Origin of the sequence: Pseudochrobactrum sp. AO18b (assembly GCF_000409565.1) — a bacterium.
GTDB classification, from domain to species: domain Bacteria; phylum Pseudomonadota; class Alphaproteobacteria; order Rhizobiales; family Rhizobiaceae; genus Pseudochrobactrum; species Pseudochrobactrum saccharolyticum.
This window is the reverse complement of record NZ_ANNO01000147.1, coordinates 1-19,140: the sequence shown is the minus strand read 5'-3', so window position 1 is coordinate 19,140 and position 19,140 is coordinate 1. Positions and strand designations below refer to the sequence as shown.

The window sequence follows — 19,140 nt, the reverse complement described above, 5'->3', positions numbered from 1 at the left end:
CTGCGCAGGAACCTGTTGCAGCAGCTGTGCCTGCCGCGCCGCAGGCCGTATCTGCTCCGGTACATCCGAAACCGGCCAATCCGACGATGACCGTGCCTAATCCGCATGTGGCCTATCAGGGCTTGTCTGTACGTGAGCAATTCGGCTCCGGCGAAAAGGTCTGGAAAAATGCTTTTGCTTTGGCCGAGAATGTGCGTTTTACCCGCACACCTGAAAATGAATTGCAGCGCTTGCGCGCCAAGCTGATTGAAGAATTCGGTGCGGAGGAAGAAGTGCAGCCATCTGCACCTGTGCAGAAAGAAGTAGCTGCAACACCTGTCATGCAGCCTGCCACCGCCGCTCCTGTGGCTGCCCAGCCTGTTCGTACTGCGCCGGTTTTGCGCGGACCTTCAAGCATGATTGTTGCTGCGCGTTTGCGCCTGCCTGCCGTTCCGGTTGCGCCGCATGTTGAAGCTGCGGCACCTCTGGCCGGTACCGTGCCGACACCGGTGGTCTCAATCGTGCCGGAAGCTGAAGTGGTCAATGCTGTGGTTTCGCATCTGCCTGAGCCGCAGCAGCCTGTGCTTGCTGAACCTGTTGCTCCGGTTGCTGAGACAGAGCAGGGCGGTTTGCAGCTGAGCCATTTGTCTGATTTTGCCTTCTGGGAATTTGCCGGATTGCCGGAAATTGCCCCTGCTGCGGAAGCTGTTGTTGAGACAGTGACAGAACCGGCAGAAATGCCTGCACCTGTATTGGCACCTGTAGCCGTGATGCCTGTCGCGGAAGCAGCACCCGTTGCGGAAGAAAAATCAATTCTGAGCATGTTCCGCACCGTTGAATGGCGACCAGTGCATGACGAAGCACAGATTGCTGAAACCGTAGCGGAAACTGTTGCAGAAGCCGCAGTTGAGATTGAAGCTGAAACACCGGCACCGGTTGCGGAAGCCGTGGCTGAGCTTGCAGAAACTGTTGCTGCTGCGGCAGAGCCTGCACAGACTGTCAGCAATCCGTTTCTGCCATCCTTTAGTTTTGGCCTGTCCGGTTATCAGATGCCGGTCTATTCAATTGCCACACAGGCACTGAGCATGCAGCCGCCGCTGAATGCAGTGTCCGTACCGGCAGCAGAAGAAGCTGTGGTCGTTGCTGCCGAGCCGCTTGCAGAAATGCCAGCTGAAATAGTGACTGAACCAATTGCTGAAGCAGTTGCTGAAACTGTGGTGGAAGATTGTGATCTGGTACAGGAAGCTGTGGCGGAACAGGAAGAAACACCTGTCGCACCAACTGTTGCACCGGTAACATTCGCTGCCGCTCCTGCGCCACGCAATCCGTCGGCCTCGATCAACTTGTCGATTTTCTCGCCGACCGCGATTGAAACCGGAACTGTAATGTCCGGTGAAGGTTATGAATATCCGCCTCGTGCTTTGTTGCAGGAGCCTGTTTATAAAGACGGTGCGATTATTTCGCAGGAAATGCTGGAGCGCAGCGCTGGTTTGCTGGAAAGCATTCTGGAAGATTTCGGTGTGCGTGGTGAAATCATCCATGTGCGTCCGGGTCCGGTTGTCACCCTCTATGAATTTGAACCGGCACCGGGTGTTAAATCCTCCCGCGTGATTGGTCTGGCTGATGATATTGCCCGTTCCATGTCGGCACTCTCTGCCCGTGTTGCAGTGGTGCCGGGGCGCAATGTGATCGGTATTGAATTGCCGAATTCGATCCGCGAAACGGTTTATTTCCGCGAGCTGATTGAATCGCCTGCTTTCGAGCGCACCAATTGCCGTTTGGCGCTCTGCCTTGGCAAAACCATCGGCGGTGAGCCGGTAATTGCCGAGCTTGCGAAGATGCCGCATCTGCTGGTTGCCGGTACGACCGGTTCCGGTAAGTCTGTTGCTATCAATACTATGATCCTGTCGCTACTCTACCGTCTGAAGCCGGAAGAATGCCGCCTGATCATGATCGATCCGAAAATGCTGGAATTGTCGATTTATGACGGTATTCCGCATCTGCTCACCCCTGTCGTTACCGATCCGAAAAAGGCCGTCGTGGCGCTGAAATGGACCGTGCGCGAAATGGAAGAGCGCTATCGCAAGATGTCGCGTCTCGGTGTGCGTAATATTGACGGCTACAATGCCCGTGCAGCCGCAGCGCGTGAAAAAGGTGAGACTGTAACCTGTACCGTTCAGGCAGGCTTTGACAAGGCGACCGGTGAAATCCTGTATGAAGAACAGGAAATGGATCTGACGCCAATGCCTTACATCGTCGTTATCGTCGATGAAATGGCCGACCTGATGATGGTTGCCGGTAAGGAAATCGAAGGTGCGATCCAGCGTCTGGCGCAGATGGCGCGTGCGGCCGGTATTCACCTGATCATGGCGACGCAGCGACCTTCTGTTGATGTGATCACCGGTACGATCAAGGCGAACTTCCCGACCCGTATTTCCTTCCAGGTCACGTCGAAGATCGACAGCCGTACCATTCTTGGTGAACAGGGTGCTGAGCAACTGCTTGGTCAGGGCGATATGCTGCATATGGCCGGTGGCGGTCGCATTGTCCGCGTCCATGGTCCGTTCGTATCGGATGAGGAAGTCGAAAAGGTCGTTAATCACCTGAAAGAACAGGGACGTCCTGATTATCTGGCAACCGTAACTGCTGATGAAGAAGACACGGAAGCGGTTGAAGATGACAGTGCGGTTTTTGATAAGAGCGATATGGCATCCGACGACGGCGATGATCTTTACGAAAAGGCTGTCAAAGTGGTGTTGCGGGATAAGAAATGCTCGACATCCTATATCCAGCGGCGTTTGTCGATCGGTTATAACCGTGCCGCATCTCTGGTGGAGCGTATGGAGCAGGAAGGTCTTGTCGGCGCTGCCAATCATGTCGGTAAGCGCGAGATCATCGGTCAGAATGACGGTATGTAATCCGTTAAGCTGATCTGCTGTCTTTCAGCAAATAGAAATATGATTACTGCCTGCCGGAAAATATACCGGCGGGCAGTTTTTGTTTTTAAGCTATTAGATATATGTAAGTTATAATTTTATAATGTAATGCAGGTCGTTTTTATTGCGCAGAAATATCATTTTGCGGAGATCTTGTTAAAAAATGACAGTTATTTGCTGTTGTTAAATGTGCCATCTTCACGCCATATTAACCATATGGGTGCATAAAGGGGAGGAGAGCCCTGAGATGCGTGAGGTGGGGTATGCAGCGCTACAGATTTGATCAGAAAACCATAGTCGTACAGGCGATTGTCGAAATGATTAAGCGTGGTGTGCCTGCTTCCGAGATGGATATTTATCTCAGCCGCATGGGGCCAGTTGATCTCGATATGCTGCAGCAATGTATGGATGAGGTTTATGCCTATATTGCGCAGGAAGAGGAAAGAGAACAGGAACTGTATCAGGATCGTGCCGTAGCATAATCCGGCTGTCAGGCTGTGCTTATGCCGGAACAGCAGGATGCAAAAGCAAGATAGATGACACAAAGATAACGTAAATCTGTCATGCTCTTGAAATAATCGGGGCCTATACATAAATAAAGTTTAAGAAATTCGCCTGACTATTGACCACGGATGTACTGGCATTGGTTGAGGCGTTTCATGGAAGGTCGGGACATCCCGGCCTTTTTCATTTTCTAAAGCTTTTTTGCCAGGAGCGATTGACGTCCGGATTGGATCCTAGTGCTCGCTCTGTCTCCTTGTTTTTACGCATGTCGTTATCGGAAAACCGGTGCCCGCTTTCCCGTGACCTGCTCTGGATTCTTTATTTGATCGCATTATCACTGCCGTCAAGTTGATCCGACTTGACTAAGTTCAGGGCGTCAAGCTGGTCCCTCTTGACTGTGAAATGCCTTGGACCTTTGCAGCTGTTTCCTGATTTCCCTGTTTCATGTGCCGTCTTATGCCTGCCGGATAGTTTTTGCTCCGGACGCGGAAACGTGACCGAGATTCATCTTGCTGTTAGATGCTTTCCTGCTTATAGAAACCGCAAAAGTTCTGGATGCCGGAGTGAATCGGTCTGATATGCCCGTCAATTGTGGGTTCAGACATTCGATATTCCGGTCTGATGGGAGCAGCTTTTATCTTTTTTGAGAGATGAAATTGCTCCGGCCGGGTTTTCTGAAATATGTGCGTATAGGCGCCGGTGTTGAAATACGGCGCTTTTTTGTTTATGAATTTCAGAATTTACCGAAACTACTGTATGTTCTTCTTAGTCTGAAACAATGTCAGATAAGAAATAATACAGCATTTCAAAGCAGTTAAGATGTTTTTGAGCTTATTCATGAGCCTGAAATATCTTGGTGAATGTTGATATGTGGCCTGTCCCGGGCGCATTCAAGACGGAAAAATTAAATGAAACACAGATTATTCCGGTCGGCAGGTATCGGTGCGGTTCTGATGCTGACGGCTATACTGGCAGGGTGTCAGCAGGTTGTGCTGTTTCCTAAAGGCGAAGTCGGCATTAAGGAACGCGACCTGATTGTTTTCGCGACAGTCATCATGTCGCTGATTGTTGTGCCGGTCATTATCGCGACCTTGTATTTCGCGAATAAATATCGCGCCAACAAAGATAATGAATATCTGCCGGACTGGCATCACTCAAACAAGATTGAAGCCGCTGTCTGGATTATTCCGTGCATCGTCATCCTCATTCTTGGTTATGTGACTTGGATTAAGACCCATGAGCTCGATCCGTACCGCCCGCTGGAACATGCGGCAAAGCCGGTTCAGGTTGAAGTTGTGGCTATGAACTGGAAATGGCTGTTCATCTATCCGGAGCAGGGGATTGCCTCGGTGAATGAACTGGTCGTACCGGTTGATCGTCCGCTGAACTTCCGTATCACTTCCGGTCACACGATGAACTCCTTCTTCATTCCGGCTCTAGGCGGTCAGGTTTATGCAATGCCTGGTATGCAGACCAAGCTGCACCTCATCGGCAATGAAATCGGTGCTTATGAAGGTATCTCCGCGAACTATAGCGGTGACGGTTTTGCGCAGATGCGTTTCACAACCCATGTGAAAAACGAAGCCGACTTTGAAAAATGGGTTTCCGAAGTCCGCACCTCTGACAAAGCGCTGAACCGTGCCGGTTATATCGAGCTGGATCAGCCGACAGAGAAGCATCCGGTTACACATTATGCCTCAACTGAGCCTGGTCTGTTCAGTGCTGTTATCGGTCGTTGTGTGGATGGCAAGACCCCGTGTGTCAGCCATGGCGGCGGCAGCGTACAGAAGCTTTCACCATTCATCACATCCTCTGTGAAAAAAGAATCGCCTGCGGAACCTGCGTCTAACTGACGGGATTTCGTGACTTTAGGCAGGCAGACCATTGGCAGATTATGGCCAATGGTTTTGCCATTAAAAGTGTAGAGAAATGTTCGGAAAACTTACCCTGGCGGATATTCCGCTTCACGAACCGATACTTGTGGTCACTTTAAGTGCCGTTGTACTCGGCGGTTTGTCTCTGTTCGCAGCCATTACCTATTTCGGTAAATGGGGCGTATTGTGGCGTGACTGGCTGACAACTGTCGATCATAAGCGCGTTGGTATCATGTATATCATTCTGGCGCTGGTGATGCTGTTCCGCGGCTTCTCCGATGCCGTGATGATGCGCGCCCAGCAGGCTATGGCCTCCGGCGCCAATGAAGGCTTCCTGCCTCCGCACCACTATGACCAGATCTTCACTGCCCATGGCGTGATCATGATCTTCTTCGTGGCGATGCCGTTTATCGTTGGTCTGATGAACTTTGCAGTTCCGCTGCAGATCGGTGCCCGCGACGTTGCGTTCCCTTACCTGAACTCCCTGAGCTTCTGGCTGACTGTTGCCGGTGCTATTCTGGTAAACATCTCGCTCGGCGTCGGTGAATTCGCCCGTACAGGCTGGCTGGCTTATCCGCCGCTGTCCGGTCTGGAATACAGCCCCGGTGTCGGTGTTGACTATTACCTCTGGGCTTTGCAGATTTCCGGTATGGGTACGCTGCTCTCCGGTGTGAACCTTATCGCAACCATCATCAAAATGCGCGCTCCCGGCATGACAATGATGCAGGTTCCGGTTTTCACATGGACTGCACTCTGCTCGAACATTCTGATCGTTGCAGCTTTCCCGATCCTGACCGTAACCCTGTCGCTCCTGCAGCTTGACCGTTATCTTGGTATGCATTTCTTCACCAATGATTTCGGCGGCAATCCGATGATGTATATCAACCTCATCTGGATCTGGGGTCATCCGGAAGTTTATATTCTGGTTCTGCCTTGCTTTGGTGTGTTCTCGGAAGTTATCGCGACTTTCTCTGCCAAGCGTCTGTTCGGCTATACTTCAATGGTTTATGCGACCGTTGCCATTACCGTTCTGGCCTTCCTCGTCTGGGCTCACCACTTCTTTACAATGGGTGGCGGTGCCTCCGTTAACGCCTTCTTCGGCGTGGCGACAATGATTATTTCGATCCCGACAGGGGCGAAAATCTTCAACTGGCTGTTCACGATGTATAAAGGCCGCGTGCGTATGGAAACGCCGGTTCTGTGGACTGTCGGCTTCATGTGTACCTTTGTGGTCGGTGGTATGACCGGCGTTATGCTTGCAATTCCGCCTGCGGACTTTGTACTGCACAATTCCGTATTCCTGATCGCGCACTTCCATAACGTGATTATCTCCGGCGTGCTGTTCGGTTGTTTTGCCGGCTTCATCTACTGGTTCCCGAAAGCATTCGGTTTCCGTCTCGATGAAACCTGGGGCAAACGCGCATTCTGGTGCTGGCTGACCGGTTTCATTCTTGCCTTCATGCCGCTCTATATTCTGGGCTTCATGGGTATGACCCGCCGTATCAACCACACTGAAAATCCGGCATGGCAGATTTACCTGATTATTGCCGCTATCGGTGCTGCAATCATTCTGGTTGGTATTGCCTGTCAGATCATTCAGGTTCTGGTGTCCATCCGCAACCGCGAAGCTCTGCGTGACCACACCGGTGATCCGTGGGAAAACGGTCGTACGCTGGAATGGTCTGTGGCTTCTCCTGCTCCGTTCTACAATTTCTCTGAGACACCGCGTGTTCAGGATGTTGATGCTTACTGGGATATGAAGAAGCGTGGCGTGAAGCGTAAAACCGACAAGTTCAAGCCAATTCATATGCCGCGTAATACCGGCACCGGTTTCATCATCGGTATGGTTTGTATTGCGCTTGGTTTTGCCGGTGTATGGCATATCTGGTGGCTGGCAATTGCCGCTACTCTGGCCATCATCGCGATCAGCATCATCCATTCCTTCAACAATAACCGCGACTACTATGTCACTGCGGAAGAAGTGCAGCGCATCGAAGATGAGCATACGCTCAAGCTGCAGTCTTTGGGAGTTAAGCCATGAGTGCCGCTGTAACGCACGCTAACGATCACGCCCACGGGCATGACGACGATCACGAGCACCACGATTCCCGCGGCACGACACTGATCGGCTTCTGGATCTACCTGATGAGTGACTGTGTCATCTTCTCGGGTCTGTTTGCCACCTTTGCAGTTCTCTCGCGTTCATACGCGGGAGGACCGACCGGCTGGGAACTGTTCGATCTGAACTTCATTGCTGTGGAAACCGCTCTGCTGCTGTTCTCCAGCCTGACCTATGGCTTCGCGATGATCGCGATGTCACGTAAAAAACAATCCGCCATGCTTGGCTGGATTGCCGTGACATTCCTGCTCGGCGCAGCCTTTCTGGCGATGGAAATCTATGAATTCCATCACCTGATCGAAATCGGTGCCGGTCCTGGCCGTTCTGCATTCCTGTCCGCCTTCTTCGTATTGGTCGGTACGCACGGTTTGCACATTCTGTTCGGTCTGATCTGGATTTTGGTTCTGGTCGCGCAGGTTCTGCGTTCCGGTCTGACAGAAGCCAACCAGACACGTCTGATGTGCCTCAGCCTGTTCTGGCACTTCCTTGATGTTGTCTGGATCGGTGTATTCTCGATTGTTTATCTGATGGGAGTTCAGGCATGAGTTCCGCGCATAAAACTGAAGCATCAGCCAGCGAAACCAAGAATTATATTATCGGTTTCATTCTGGCCGTCATCCTCACAGCCGTACCTTTCGGCGTGGTGATGGGACAGTATTTTGACACCACCACAACCGTTGCCATTATTATGGTTTTCGGCGCGGTGCAGATGATTGTTCATCTGGTTTACTTCCTGCATATGGATTCCAAATCCGAGGGCGGCTGGACATTGCTGGCTCTGCTCTTCACCGTGCTGATTTTGGCGATTGTTCTGATCGGCTCGCTGTGGATCATGAACCATCTGGCCATCAATATGATGGAAGTCAGCCCTGAGGCCGCACGCGCGCTGCCATAAGGTGCAATATGGGTGAGCTTATCTCACTCACGGGAATAACAATGAACGGCGCTGCCTTTGGCTGCGCCGTTTTTTTATGCATTTTATATTGAGATGCATGGGTAACCTGTCTCAAATTACAGTCCTTATTCTTTCATAATTTTGATCTTCTCAAAGCGCGTCATTTAAAATTTGCATTCATTTAAATTTTTTCAATTTTAATTTGGTGATTTCGATGAAGAGTATTTCAATAATTTCAGGGCTAATGCTGCTGGTAGGAACCGGCATTGTGCAGGCGCAGGTCGCTACTGTTTCGGGTACTGTCAATTTACGGCAGGGGCCGGGTACAAACTATACGCGGATTGCAGCTTTGCCACGCGGAGCAGCGGTGCATATTGAGAGCTGCCGCGGCAGCTGGTGTCAGATCAGAAGCAGCTGGGGGATAGGCTGGATAAGCGGCCGTTATTTATCTCAATCCTATCAGGGCTATAATGCTGCACCGGTCTATAATACGCAGCCGCAAGTCACTTTCGGGCTGAATATCGGATCAGGTTTTTATGATGATCCGTTTTATGCTCCGTATTATCAACCTTACTACACGGGCTGGCACCCGCCTTATTACCGGCCTTGGTATCGTCCGGGCTACCGGCCTTATGGGCCACGCTATAATCCTCGTCCTTTTGGCCGACAGGGCTGGAGCCCCCGATGGGGTGTGGGGCCTGTGCATTTTCCGCGCGGAGGATGGCGCAGATAGGATCTGATAAGGCAGATTCTGCAAGGCGATTCCCTGTTATAGGAAACTTGGCTCCATGGCAGGACTCTTTAAGGGAGGTGGCTGTATTTTAACCAATGCGCATTTTCTTGGAACGTGTTGCAATCCGTATGACAAATGCGTTCCGGAACAATATCTCAGGCCGGTTTTAAATTGCCTGTGCGGCTGTATTTTTAAAAGACAAATATTTTCAATATTTTACGGCTTTATGCCTCTGTAATTTTCGTTTTTGTTTCTTTCTTAAGATTAAATATTCAAAATTCATATTTGATTGAAAGCCACAAATTAAGTTTTTCTTTAGGTAAAGGAAAATACAAATTAATATTTTGTTAAGCATAAATTTTAAAAAAGCAGTGTAAGCTTTTGGATTATACTCTCCGCTAGTTTGATTGTTAGGCATCGCGCGATGGGTGGAGCGGGCTATGCCGAGGAATATGCGTATTGACCCCGTTGAATGGGATGATATGCAGGTAATAAATTAAGGAGAGCTCCAATCCGTAAAGTCAGCACCCTCCTGCTGTTCACTGCGCTGCTGCCGGTTATGGCGGCATCGCCTGCGCATGCTTTTGAGCTCTTTGGCATTAAACTTTGGGGTAAAGACAAGGCTGAAGAAGCCGATGATGTCATTGCCGAACCAAAACGCTACAGCGTTGAAGTCACTTCCGGCGGCACCCGCACCAATAAAGACGGCACGGCAGCCGATGTGGAAGATCTGGTTAAAGGCGCTTCACGGCTTGTGGCTGATGAAGAAAAAGCGGCTTCCGGCTCCGGCGGACTGCTGGCCAAAGCACGTGGTGATTACCGCCGTATTTTGATGGCACTTTATGGTGAAGGTCGTTATGGCGGCACCATCAGTATTCTGGTTGATGGCCGCGAAGCTGCAAACCTGCCGCCGGATACACAATTGCCGGATACATCGAAAATTGTCATCAATGTTGATCCGGGCCCGCAATTCCTGTTTGCCCGCGCCAGCATTAATGAACTTGCGCCGCCGACAGATGACCGCCGCGATCAGGTGCAGTCGCCTGAAAAGGCCGGTTTCAAAAACGGTGAAATTGCCAAATCCGGTACAATCCTGAAGGCAGAGCGTCTTGCTGTTGAGGCATGGCGCCAGCAGGGTTATGCCAAAGCGAAAGTTACGCGTGAGGATATTGTTGCCGATCATGAAGGCAATGTGCTGAATGCGGATATCACGCTGGAACCGGGACGTGTTGCCCATTACGGTCCTGTCAAAGTGCAGGGCACAGCCCGCATGGATCCGGAATTCGTTGCCTATATGACAGACCTGAAACCGGGGCAGGAATATGATCCGGATGATATTGAGCGCGCACGCCGCCGTTTGGCGCGGCTGGATGTTTTCCGCTCAACATCTATTCAGGAAGCACAGGAAATCAACCGCGACGGTATTCTGCCGATGGATCTGATCGTGCAGGAGCGTAAACCGCGCCGCTTCGGTCTTGGTGCGAGTTATTCCACGCTGGACGGTGCAGGGGTAGAAGCCTTCTGGATGCATCGCAATCTGTTCGGTAAAGCCGAGCGTCTGCGCTTTGATGCCAAGGTCAGCGGTATCGGCGGTTCGCAGGATAACTCCTATGATCCGAAAAACTTCACCTATGTGCTGGGTACATCCTTCACCAAACCGGGCGTGTTCACACCGGATACGGATTTCGTTTCGTCTCTGACCGGTAAACGTGAGGTTCTGGATAATTATACCGAGACATCGGTCGGCGGACAGGCAGGCTTTACGCATATCTTCAATGAAGATCTGAGCGGACGTTTGTTTGCCAATGTGTCTCGTGCGCAGTTTGATGATGATTATTACGGCAAACGCCAGTTCTTCACCGTGGGGATGCTGGGTGGTATTCTGCTGGATAAGCGCGATAACAAGACCAATGCCACATCCGGATATTATGCCGAGGGCGTGGTTGAGCCGTTCTACGAGCTCAAAAACGGCAGTTTCTCGACCAAATTTACCGCAGAAGGCCGTGGCTATTACGGCTTTGGTGAAGATAAGCGCGTTGTGCTGGCCGGTCGTGTTAAAGTCGGATCGATTGTCGGTGCCGATATGAGCGATCTGCCGCCGGATAAAGTCTTCTTTGCCGGTGGCGGTGGTTCTGTCCGTGGTTATGCTTATCGCAGCATCGGGGTGAATAAGCCGGGGGATGTGGTGATCGGCGGACGTTCGCTGATGGAAATGTCCGGCGAGGTTCGTACAAAAGTTACCGATAGTATCGGTGTGGTCGGGTTTGTAGACGGAGGATATGTCGGGGAGGAATCCTACCCTGATTTTGCGGAGAATCTGCGTTTGGGGGCAGGTGCGGGCTTGCGTTATGATACCAGTCTCGGACCGATCCGTTTCGATGCTGCCGTGCCGCTCAACCGCAAGGCAGGTGACTCAAGTTTTGCATTCTATGTCGGCATAGGACAGGCGTTTTGAACCGTTTTCTCGCTTTCGTAGCCACTTTCTTTATCATTCTGCCGCTCGGTATTTATATCGGGGCATCGTTGCTGCCTCAGGGGGCGGACAGCGTAACGACGCCTGCTACCGGCCAGAGCAATCCTGCGGGTTCAGGTACGCAGACCGCACAGGCTGACACTTCTGTTTCCACGCAGGAAGCCGAAGAGGAGAAGTCCTACTTCCTGTCTTTTGTTGAAGAAAAACTGTCGGGGCCGAACCGCAAGATCAGCATTACCGGTATTGAAGGTGTTTTGTCGTCTGAGGCTAAAGTCGGCGCTATCACGGTTGCTGACCGAGAAGGTATCTGGCTGCGCATTAAAGATGCCCAGCTTGTCTGGAGCCGTCTGGCTCTTTTGCGCGGTCGTCTGAGTGTGGATACACTCTCGGCCAAGGAAGTTGAGTTTATCCGCACACCTTTGCCGGATGAGGGACTGCCGTCACCGGAAGCCGGTGGCTTTGCTTTGCCGGAACTGCCGCTGGCGGTTTTGCTGGGTGAGTTGAATATTGAACGCCTGAAATTCGGCCAGCCGGTTTTTGGTCTGGCATCGGAAGTGGCACTGAAAGGCAATCTGACCCTTCAGGACGGATCGCTGGAGTCGCTGTTTGACATTCAGCGTCTGGATGGTCCGGGCGGCACGATGAAGCTGAAGGCGGATTATGCCAATGCCGATCAGAAGCTTGATCTGGATATGCGTCTTTCCGAGCCTGCCAATGGTATTGCCGCCAATCTCCTGAATATTGCAGGCAAACCGCCTGTTGAGCTGGCTCTGACCGGCGCAGGCAAGCTTGATGATCTGAAAGTTGACCTGACGCTTGATGCGGACAGCCAGCGCATTCTGACCGGACTTCTGACCCTGAACCGCAATGCGGACGGCACTGTTACCGGCCGCGTGTTTAATGCGGATGTCAAAGGTCCGATTGCTGCACTCATTCCGGAAAAATTCCGTGATTTCTTTGGCGCAACCTCAAGCCTTGCAGCCAATGGTTTTATCAAGGATGGCGGCGGTTTCCGTCTGGATAATTTCAATCTTTCCAATGCCGCTCTGCAGGTACAGGCCAAGGCCGAAACCGCCAATGACGGTTTTCTGACACGTCTGACCCTTGATGCGCTGATTGCAGATCGGGAAAAAGGCCGTGTGCTTCTGCCGGTCAGCGGCGGCCAGACCTCTCTGGCGTCTGCGCGTCTGACACTGGATTACGGCGACCGCCAATCCGCAGACTGGACAGGCAAGCTGCTGGTTGAAGGTCTGCAGGCCGGTGATTTCTCCGCACAGCAGACTGTGCTGGATATGGGCGGCGCAGCAGAAAATCTGCAAGACGCACAAAACCGCCATGTCGGTTTCAATATTACAGGGAATGTAACGGGGATTAATGCCAGGCAGCCTGAGGTTGCGCAGGCGCTGGGTGATCGTTTTGATCTGGCCGTGTCGGGGCAATGGCGTGCCGGGTCTCCTGTGCAGCTTGAAAAACTGCAACTCACCGGTAATGGTCTGAGCGCTGCCTTAAAGGGTGCAATTGATAAATTCATTTATACCGGTGATATTGTTTTGCAGGCAAACAGCCTCATGCCGTTCTCGGCACTGGCAGACCGTTCGCTTGCCGGCAGTCTTGATCTGAAAGCAACCGGTACTGTTGCGCTTCTCACCGGCGGATTTGACCTGACGTTGGATGGCACAGCAGAGAATATTAAAACCGGTGAGGACATTGCTGACCGTATTATCAATGGCCGCTCCACTTTGAGCGGTGGTCTGGCACGTTCTGAAAACGGTTTTTCCGCTCGTGGTTTCCGTATTGGTAATGATGCAAATGCAATCACTGCCAATGGCTCATTCTCGAGCAAGGATGCCGATTTCGATCTGGGCGTTGAGATTGGTGATATTGCCGATTTGTCCGATAAGGCAACGGGACCTTTGTCGCTGAAAGCCAGTGCACGCGGAATAGAAAACCGGATTGCTCTGGCTGCCCGCGCATCTGTGCCTTCCGGTTCGCTGGAAGGGCGCAAACTGAATGAGGGTCTGCTCGACTTCAATGCTGTGCTGGACGGTTCTGATCCGAAGCTTGCTCCGTCTTTGAGCGGTGGTTTCAGCGGCAGTGGCTTCTTAAGCGGTGAAAAACTCGATCTTGCCGGTAAAATTGCGCTGGATGAGCAAGGCAAACGCCTGAGCGACCTGAATTTTGTTGCAGGCGGCACGCGCGTCAGTGGTGATCTGAATATTGCGGACAAAAACCTGCTCGCCGGTCGCCTGAAAGTTGATGCGCCGGATGTCTCAACTGCAGCCGCTCTTTTCCTTGCCAAAGCAACCGGTAGCATCAATGCGGATATTGATCTGTCTTATGAAAATGACCGTCAGAATGCTGCGGTCAAAGCAGATATCCGTAATCTGAATGTTGAAGGCAATGTGATCGGGCAGGCGGATATTAATGCGACGCTTGCCGACCTGTTTAATGTTCCTGTTGTGGACGGTACTGTGAAAGCACAGTCCATCCGCGCCGGTACATTTGAAATCAATACGGTTGATGCAACGGCTCAGTCTGAAGGCAGCAAAACGGTTTTTCAGGCTGCAACTGATCTGAAGATCGGTACCAAAGTTAAAGTCAACGGCGCATTGGAGCCGCAGGACGGTGGTTTGTTGCTGTCGCTTTCAGATGCGGAGCTGCGTCAGGGCACAATGCTGACCAGACTGGCGCAACCGGCATCTCTGGCGCTGAAAGGCAGCGATGTTACCTTTAACAATATTATCATGCAGGTGGGGGAAGGACGTCTGAGCCTTAATGGTGCTTTGGCTGATCGCTTCAATCTGGATGTGAAACTGGATAATTTGCCGCTGAATGTGGCAAATAGCATTCAGCCGGATTTGGGGCTTGGCGGTCTGATCAATGGTCAGGCCAAGGTTACCGGTTCGCGCAACCAGCCTGATGTCAGTTTTGACATCAATGCACGTGATGTGATTGCCCGCCAGACGCGTGAACTTGGCATTGGTGCCTTGAATGCGACAGCTAAAGGTACGTCGAGCCAGAACCGTCTGAAAGTGGACAGCCGGATTACCGGCGGTAATGGTCTTGATACCCGTGTGAATGGTTTTGTGCCGCTGGGCACGGATAAATCTGCCGGTGCGCTGGATGTGAATGTTGAACTGGCCAACCTGCCGCTGGCTTTGCTCAATGGCGTGGTGAAGGATCAGAATCTGGGCGGTAATGTTACCGGCACTGTAAAAGTCACCGGCGCTCTGACCAATCCTGCCGCCGAGTTCAATCTGAACGGACGCGCGCTGAGCGCCAAACCGCTGGCTGAGAACGGGCTTGCGCCTTTGAATCTGAAAGCTGCCGGTCGTTATGGTGATAAGACCGTCAATATCAGCTCGCTGTCTGTTGACGGTCCGCAAAATCTCAGCGTGACCGCGCAGGGGCGTGTGCCTTTGTCGGGCAGCGGTTTGGGTATTGATGTGACGGGGCAGATTCCGCTGGCGCTTGCCAATCGTTTTCTGTCGGATCGCGGAGCACAGGCAACCGGTACACTGGCTTTGACCGCCAATGTCAGCGGTGGTTTCGACAATCCGCAAATCCGCGGCATGTTCTCGACAAGCGGTGCGCAGATGGTTGATCCGGAAACCAATATCCGCCTCAACAATATTACCATCAATGGCAGCATGGAAGGTCAGACAATCCGCCTGCGCAATGCAAGCGCAGCTTTGTCGACCGGTGGTTCAATCAATGCGGATGGCACGATTTCGATCAATGCCGCGCAGAATTTCCCTGCCGATTTGCGGATCAATTTTGACAAAGCACGTTATGCGGATGGTTCCATGGTGGTTGCGACCATTAATGGCGGCCTGACCATTACCGGCCCGTTGATGCGCGATCCGCTGATTGCCGGTAAGATCGAGATTGAACGCGCGGAAATTACCGTGCCGGAAAGTTTTGGCGGCGGCGGTGCCAATATTGATGTGCGCCACGTCAATACACCGGCATCAGTGCTGATGACGTTGCAACGTGCCAAGGTGGAAACCCGTGCCAAGGGTTCCGCACCGGTGCCGACATCCCGTCCGACTGTGCCGCAACTGGATGTGCGCGTGATTGCGCCGAACCAGATTTTCGTGCGTGGTCGCGGTCTGGATACGGAACTGGGCGGTGCTGTCCGTCTGACAGGCCCTGTAACCAATGTGCGTCCGGTCGGTGGTTTTGAACTGCTGCGCGGCCGTCTGGATATTCTGACCCAGCGTGTAACCTTTGATGAAGGCCGTGTGACCCTGATCGGGGATATGAACCCGCAGCTCTATTTCGTTGCCCGCAGTGACGGCGGCGATATCATCGTGCTGGTGACGGTGCAGGGCACGGTGGATAATCCGGATATCAAATTCTCCTCGGAGCCGGAATTGCCGCAGGATGAAGTTCTGGCGCGTTTGATCTTCAAACGCTCAATCTCGGAACTGTCTCCTTTCCAGATTGCACAGCTTGCCGCTGCGGCCGCTGAACTGGCGGGTGGTAAAAACGCCAATCTGCTGGGTGCATTGCGTCAGGGCGTAGGGCTGGATGATCTTGATGTTGTCACCGACAGCAAGGGCAATGCAGCGGTTCGTGCAGGCAGCTATATCCGCGATAATATTTATCTCGGTGTGGAAGCCAGCGGTTCCAATGGCACCAAAGGCACGATCAATCTGGATATTACGCGGGATCTCAAGGCCAAAGGCTCCGTCGGTACGAATGGTGATTCCGGTCTTGGCGTATTCTACGAAAAAGATTACTGATCCGTCAGAGATGCGGATACTGATCGAATTGAAAAACCGGTACAAATTTGTGCCGGTTTTTTGCTTTTTACTGCATTTTTAATGTGTGGCGATTGTTTATGGTAAATGAAGATCCGGCGAATTTAATGATTTTTCAACCATGCGGGCGCACAATCCGACCTCTGAAAAGGTTTTGAAGATACGGATTTATCATGGCAAAGCAGGGTGAAATTCTGAACCGTCGCATTTTTCTGACCGGCGCCGGTGCCTTTGGTCTGGCCGGCTGTACCCAGTCGCTGGATATGTCGGCTTTTCAGCCGGATATTGATATGTCTTCGACCGGCAGTGTGATGCGCCCGCAGATCAGCGTTGATAAAGGCGTCACCAGTAATGAAGTGATGTATGCGGCGGTTCATGAGAATGGTTATTCCCTGCCTGCCATTCCTTATGAGAAAGTGCCGAAACAGTTCCGCCGCCAGATCGTGCCGGATCCGACAGGCGAGGCACCGGGCACCATTGTTGTGCGCCTGAATGAGCGATATTTGTATCTGGTGCTGCAGGGCGGCGAGGCCATGCGTTATGGCATCGGCGTCGGGCGTGCAGGTTTTGAGTGGTCAGGCCGTGCCAATGTGCAATATAAGAAGCAATGGCCGCGCTGGACACCACCGCCGGAAATGATCAAACGCCAGCCGGAGCTGGAAAAATACCGTAACGGTCAGGAGCCGGGACCAGCCAATCCGCTGGGCGCGCGCGCACTTTATATTTTCCGTGACGGCGTTGATACCGGCTATCGTATCCATGGCAATCCGGAATGGTGGTCGATCGGGCAGGCTATGTCTTCCGGCTGCGTACGTCTGATGAATCAGGATATTATTGATCTTTATGATCGCGTGCAGGGCAAAGCACCGATTGTTGTGCAGGCCTGATTAAAACTATTTGAAAATAAAAGCCGCGCTGAGCCGGAGCATTTTTAAAATGCTCCGGCTATTTATTTTACGCATTTTCATATGCAAAACCGGTTTCCACTTTTGCTGAAAATGCTTTAGCGCGGCTTTTTCTGTCTTGGGAGGACAGTAGTAAAAAAATGATCAAATATGATAGTTCAAATGGGTGCTGTTAGCGGATAGCTGAACCGGTCTGATGGTTTTGCGCAACAACAATCAGAGCCGGTACATCTTTGACGGCTTCTTCAGTCATGCTGAGAAAATGAAAATTCTGCTGTTGCTGGATCGGATTAGGCGCCACAAACATTGCTGCGGTCAGCAGGAGCGCAGCCATAATACCCAAGCGCTTTTCAGTTTTTGCATTCATTGTATTCGTCCTGTCGGTTTTGCCCGCGGATCCGGAGCGCTTCGCTCGCAGTCACTGGGCTAAAATCATGGTAAAGTTATGAAAGAGGTTTCAGCTCTTCATATCAGTGAAAGGTTTTGTGCCCTGCCGGTGATAAAACACAGGCAACGGCGTAATGAGGGATAGGCAGCAGCACCTGATCGAGCTCTGCCATGACCTGTGCATAATCCTGCGCGGCTTTTTTAACTTCCGCGACACGGCTGCCGGTCACCAGAGCATCCAGACAGGCATCACGGGTTGTATCGTCACCGTTTTGCAAGGCGGAGATCAGTCCCATCAGCAGGCATTCTTCACGGCAGATATGCATCGAACCATAAGGAAAGGCCTTGAGCTGACAAGCTGCACAAAAATGCAGGGTGCGGATGAAATGGGAGAGTTCGGCCAGCGCGAGCTTGGCTTTATCGAGGCCGAGTTCCTGAGTGTAAATCGTCCAGGCCATTTCCCACGGAATAACCGATCCGGTTTCGAAGCCGGATGTCCAGTGGCGATAACCTTCAAGCACCAGTTTTTCAGCCTGACGCTCGAAATAATGACTGGATGTTTCAAAGAGATTTCTGACCTGCATATTCATGGGCGGCATCCGATCTGTAACGGACGCGAAGGAGCGATGAATATGCGTCGCGGCTGAGGGCGCGACGATAGTACCGCCCTTGGGCGGTAAAGTGCCTGACCAAACATGAGGTCCTCCAATAGAGCGGGTTCAAGGCCCAAACATCAAAGGTTGAATTTATTGCCACGAGCCGGAAGTATCCCTCCCGAAAGCTCTGACAGCGGGAATATGCCGGTGAAAACGGTCGGTTGTCAAACCTAATTTTCAGCATTTATTTAGAAAAGTGTTCTTATTTCAATAGCTTAGAATAATTCCAGAGTATTTTACTCATGTTTTTATTCTAAAATGCAATGCTATCTATATGAATCCGTATATGTTTTGCGTGATTGTCGCATCTGGCCGGATTGCATGACATTCCGGCCGGATTTTTAAGCTCTGCGACGTCCCGCCTCATGCAAAACCCTGTAAACAGGATGGGTAAAAGGGAGCGGTTCCAGAATCATAATGCGGAGCACCGATATTACCGGCGCTCCGGTTTTGTGTTTTATCTCCGAACCGATGCCGCCCCGGAGAAGCAGGAATTAGTGATGGCTATGGTCATTGGCCTTGCCGCCAGCATTACCGGCAGAACCCTTGGACGGATTCACGTGAAACGGTAAATTAACCTTTCCGGCTTTTTCAAATTCCAGCTCAACATTGATTGTTTCACCTTCTTTGAACGGTTTGGCCAGATCCATAAACATGATGTGGAAACCGGTTGGCGCCAATTTCACAGTCTGACCGGCAGGAATAATCAGAGGCTCGCTCAGTTTGCGCATTTTCATGACATTGTCTTTCATCGACATTTCATGAATTTCGACTTTTCCGGCTGCATCTGTGGTGCCGCCGATCAGGCGATCATTTTCTTTGCCCTTGTTGGTAATGACAATGTAGCCGCCTGCCACGCGGGCATTCGGAATTGTCGCGATGCTATGGGCTTCGGAAAGTTGCAGATCGCCGG

The 19,140-nt window shown here is 51.8% G+C and carries 13 protein-coding genes; 10 read left to right on the top strand and 3 right to left on the bottom strand.

All coding sequences use genetic code 11. From position 1 onward, the window contains the following. Nucleotides 1–86 precede the first annotated feature (86 nt). From A918_RS0106275 to A918_RS0106220, 10 genes are all read left to right on the top strand, one after another. Entirely contained in the window at nucleotides 87–2,897 is a 2,811-nt protein-coding gene (locus A918_RS0106275) for a DNA translocase FtsK (protein WP_028233462.1), read from the top strand. A gap of 281 nt (nucleotides 2,898–3,178) precedes the next feature. Continuing rightward, nucleotides 3,179–3,397 (top strand): hypothetical protein, encoded by a 219-nt coding sequence (locus A918_RS19655; RefSeq protein WP_022710234.1) that lies wholly within the window; start codon nucleotides 3,179–3,181, stop codon nucleotides 3,395–3,397. A 930-nt stretch (nucleotides 3,398–4,327) separates the two neighbouring features. Further along, a complete protein-coding gene (gene cyoA / locus A918_RS19650; RefSeq protein WP_022710232.1) occupies nucleotides 4,328–5,272 on the top strand; it encodes a ubiquinol oxidase subunit II in 945 nt (314 codons plus the stop codon). A gap of 76 nt (nucleotides 5,273–5,348) precedes the next feature. Next, a complete protein-coding gene (cyoB, locus tag A918_RS0106250) occupies nucleotides 5,349–7,334 on the top strand; it encodes a cytochrome o ubiquinol oxidase subunit I (RefSeq protein ID WP_022710231.1) in 1,986 nt (661 codons plus the stop codon). After that, complete coding sequence (gene cyoC, locus A918_RS0106245) at nucleotides 7,331–7,957, top strand: cytochrome o ubiquinol oxidase subunit III (RefSeq protein WP_022710230.1); 627 nt, start codon at nucleotides 7,331–7,333, stop codon at nucleotides 7,955–7,957. The genes cyoB and cyoC overlap by 4 nt, the downstream gene beginning before the upstream one ends. Beyond that, entirely contained in the window at nucleotides 7,954–8,307 is a 354-nt protein-coding gene (gene cyoD / locus A918_RS0106240; protein ID WP_022710229.1) for a cytochrome o ubiquinol oxidase subunit IV, read from the top strand. The genes cyoC and cyoD overlap by 4 nt, the downstream gene beginning before the upstream one ends. A 214-nt stretch (nucleotides 8,308–8,521) precedes the next feature. Next, nucleotides 8,522–9,040, top strand: coding sequence for an SH3 domain-containing protein (locus A918_RS21285; protein WP_084664676.1), 519 nt, complete (start codon nucleotides 8,522–8,524; stop codon nucleotides 9,038–9,040). 559 nt (nucleotides 9,041–9,599) lie between these two features. Next, nucleotides 9,600–11,495, top strand: a complete 1,896-nt coding sequence (locus A918_RS0106230; RefSeq protein ID WP_022710227.1) for an autotransporter assembly complex family protein — start codon at nucleotides 9,600–9,602, stop codon at nucleotides 11,493–11,495. After that, nucleotides 11,492–16,261 (top strand): translocation/assembly module TamB domain-containing protein, encoded by a 4,770-nt coding sequence (locus tag A918_RS0106225; protein ID WP_022710226.1) that lies wholly within the window; start codon nucleotides 11,492–11,494, stop codon nucleotides 16,259–16,261. Before A918_RS0106230 ends, A918_RS0106225 begins: the two co-directional genes overlap by 4 nt. A 191-nt stretch (nucleotides 16,262–16,452) precedes the next feature. Then, nucleotides 16,453–17,166 carry a L,D-transpeptidase gene (locus tag A918_RS0106220; RefSeq protein ID WP_022710225.1) on the top strand — a complete coding sequence of 238 codons (714 nt, stop codon included), beginning with the start codon at nucleotides 16,453–16,455 and terminating at the stop codon, nucleotides 17,164–17,166. 190 nt (nucleotides 17,167–17,356) lie between these two features. Here A918_RS0106220 and A918_RS0106215 read toward each other — a convergent pair whose 3' ends face one another. From A918_RS0106215 to A918_RS0106205, 3 genes are all read right to left on the bottom strand, one after another. Continuing rightward, nucleotides 17,357–17,551 (bottom strand): hypothetical protein, encoded by a 195-nt coding sequence (locus A918_RS0106215; protein ID WP_022710224.1) that lies wholly within the window; start codon nucleotides 17,549–17,551, stop codon nucleotides 17,357–17,359. Nucleotides 17,552–17,654: 103 nt separating this feature from the next. Then, entirely contained in the window at nucleotides 17,655–18,161 is a 507-nt protein-coding gene (locus tag A918_RS0106210) for a hypothetical protein (RefSeq protein WP_022710223.1), read from the bottom strand. Nucleotides 18,162–18,721: 560 nt separating this feature from the next. After that, the coding region (locus A918_RS0106205) for a copper chaperone PCu(A)C (RefSeq protein WP_022710222.1) at nucleotides 18,722–19,140 on the bottom strand (419 nt) is incomplete at its 5' end.

Bases quoted from the DNA above. Each gene is read 5' to 3' on its own strand.
- cyoA (WP_022710232.1), top strand. From the start codon at position 4,328: ATGAAACACAGATTATTCCGGTCGGCAGGTATCGGTGCGGTTCTGATG.
- cyoB (WP_022710231.1), top strand. From the start codon at position 5,349: ATGTTCGGAAAACTTACCCTGGCGGATATTCCGCTTCACGAACCGATA.
- A918_RS0106210 (WP_022710223.1), bottom strand. From the start codon at position 18,161: ATGAATATGCAGGTCAGAAATCTCTTTGAAACATCCAGTCATTATTTC.
- A918_RS21285 (WP_084664676.1), top strand. From the start codon at position 8,522: ATGAAGAGTATTTCAATAATTTCAGGGCTAATGCTGCTGGTAGGAACC.
- cyoD (WP_022710229.1), top strand. From the start codon at position 7,954: ATGAGTTCCGCGCATAAAACTGAAGCATCAGCCAGCGAAACCAAGAAT.
- A918_RS0106215 (WP_022710224.1), bottom strand. From the start codon at position 17,551: ATGAATGCAAAAACTGAAAAGCGCTTGGGTATTATGGCTGCGCTCCTG.
- A918_RS0106230 (WP_022710227.1), top strand. From the start codon at position 9,600: ATGGCGGCATCGCCTGCGCATGCTTTTGAGCTCTTTGGCATTAAACTT.
- A918_RS0106220 (WP_022710225.1), top strand. From the start codon at position 16,453: ATGGCAAAGCAGGGTGAAATTCTGAACCGTCGCATTTTTCTGACCGGC.
- A918_RS0106275 (WP_028233462.1), top strand. From the start codon at position 87: ATGACCGTGCCTAATCCGCATGTGGCCTATCAGGGCTTGTCTGTACGT.
- cyoC (WP_022710230.1), top strand. From the start codon at position 7,331: ATGAGTGCCGCTGTAACGCACGCTAACGATCACGCCCACGGGCATGAC.
- A918_RS19655 (WP_022710234.1), top strand. From the start codon at position 3,179: ATGCAGCGCTACAGATTTGATCAGAAAACCATAGTCGTACAGGCGATT.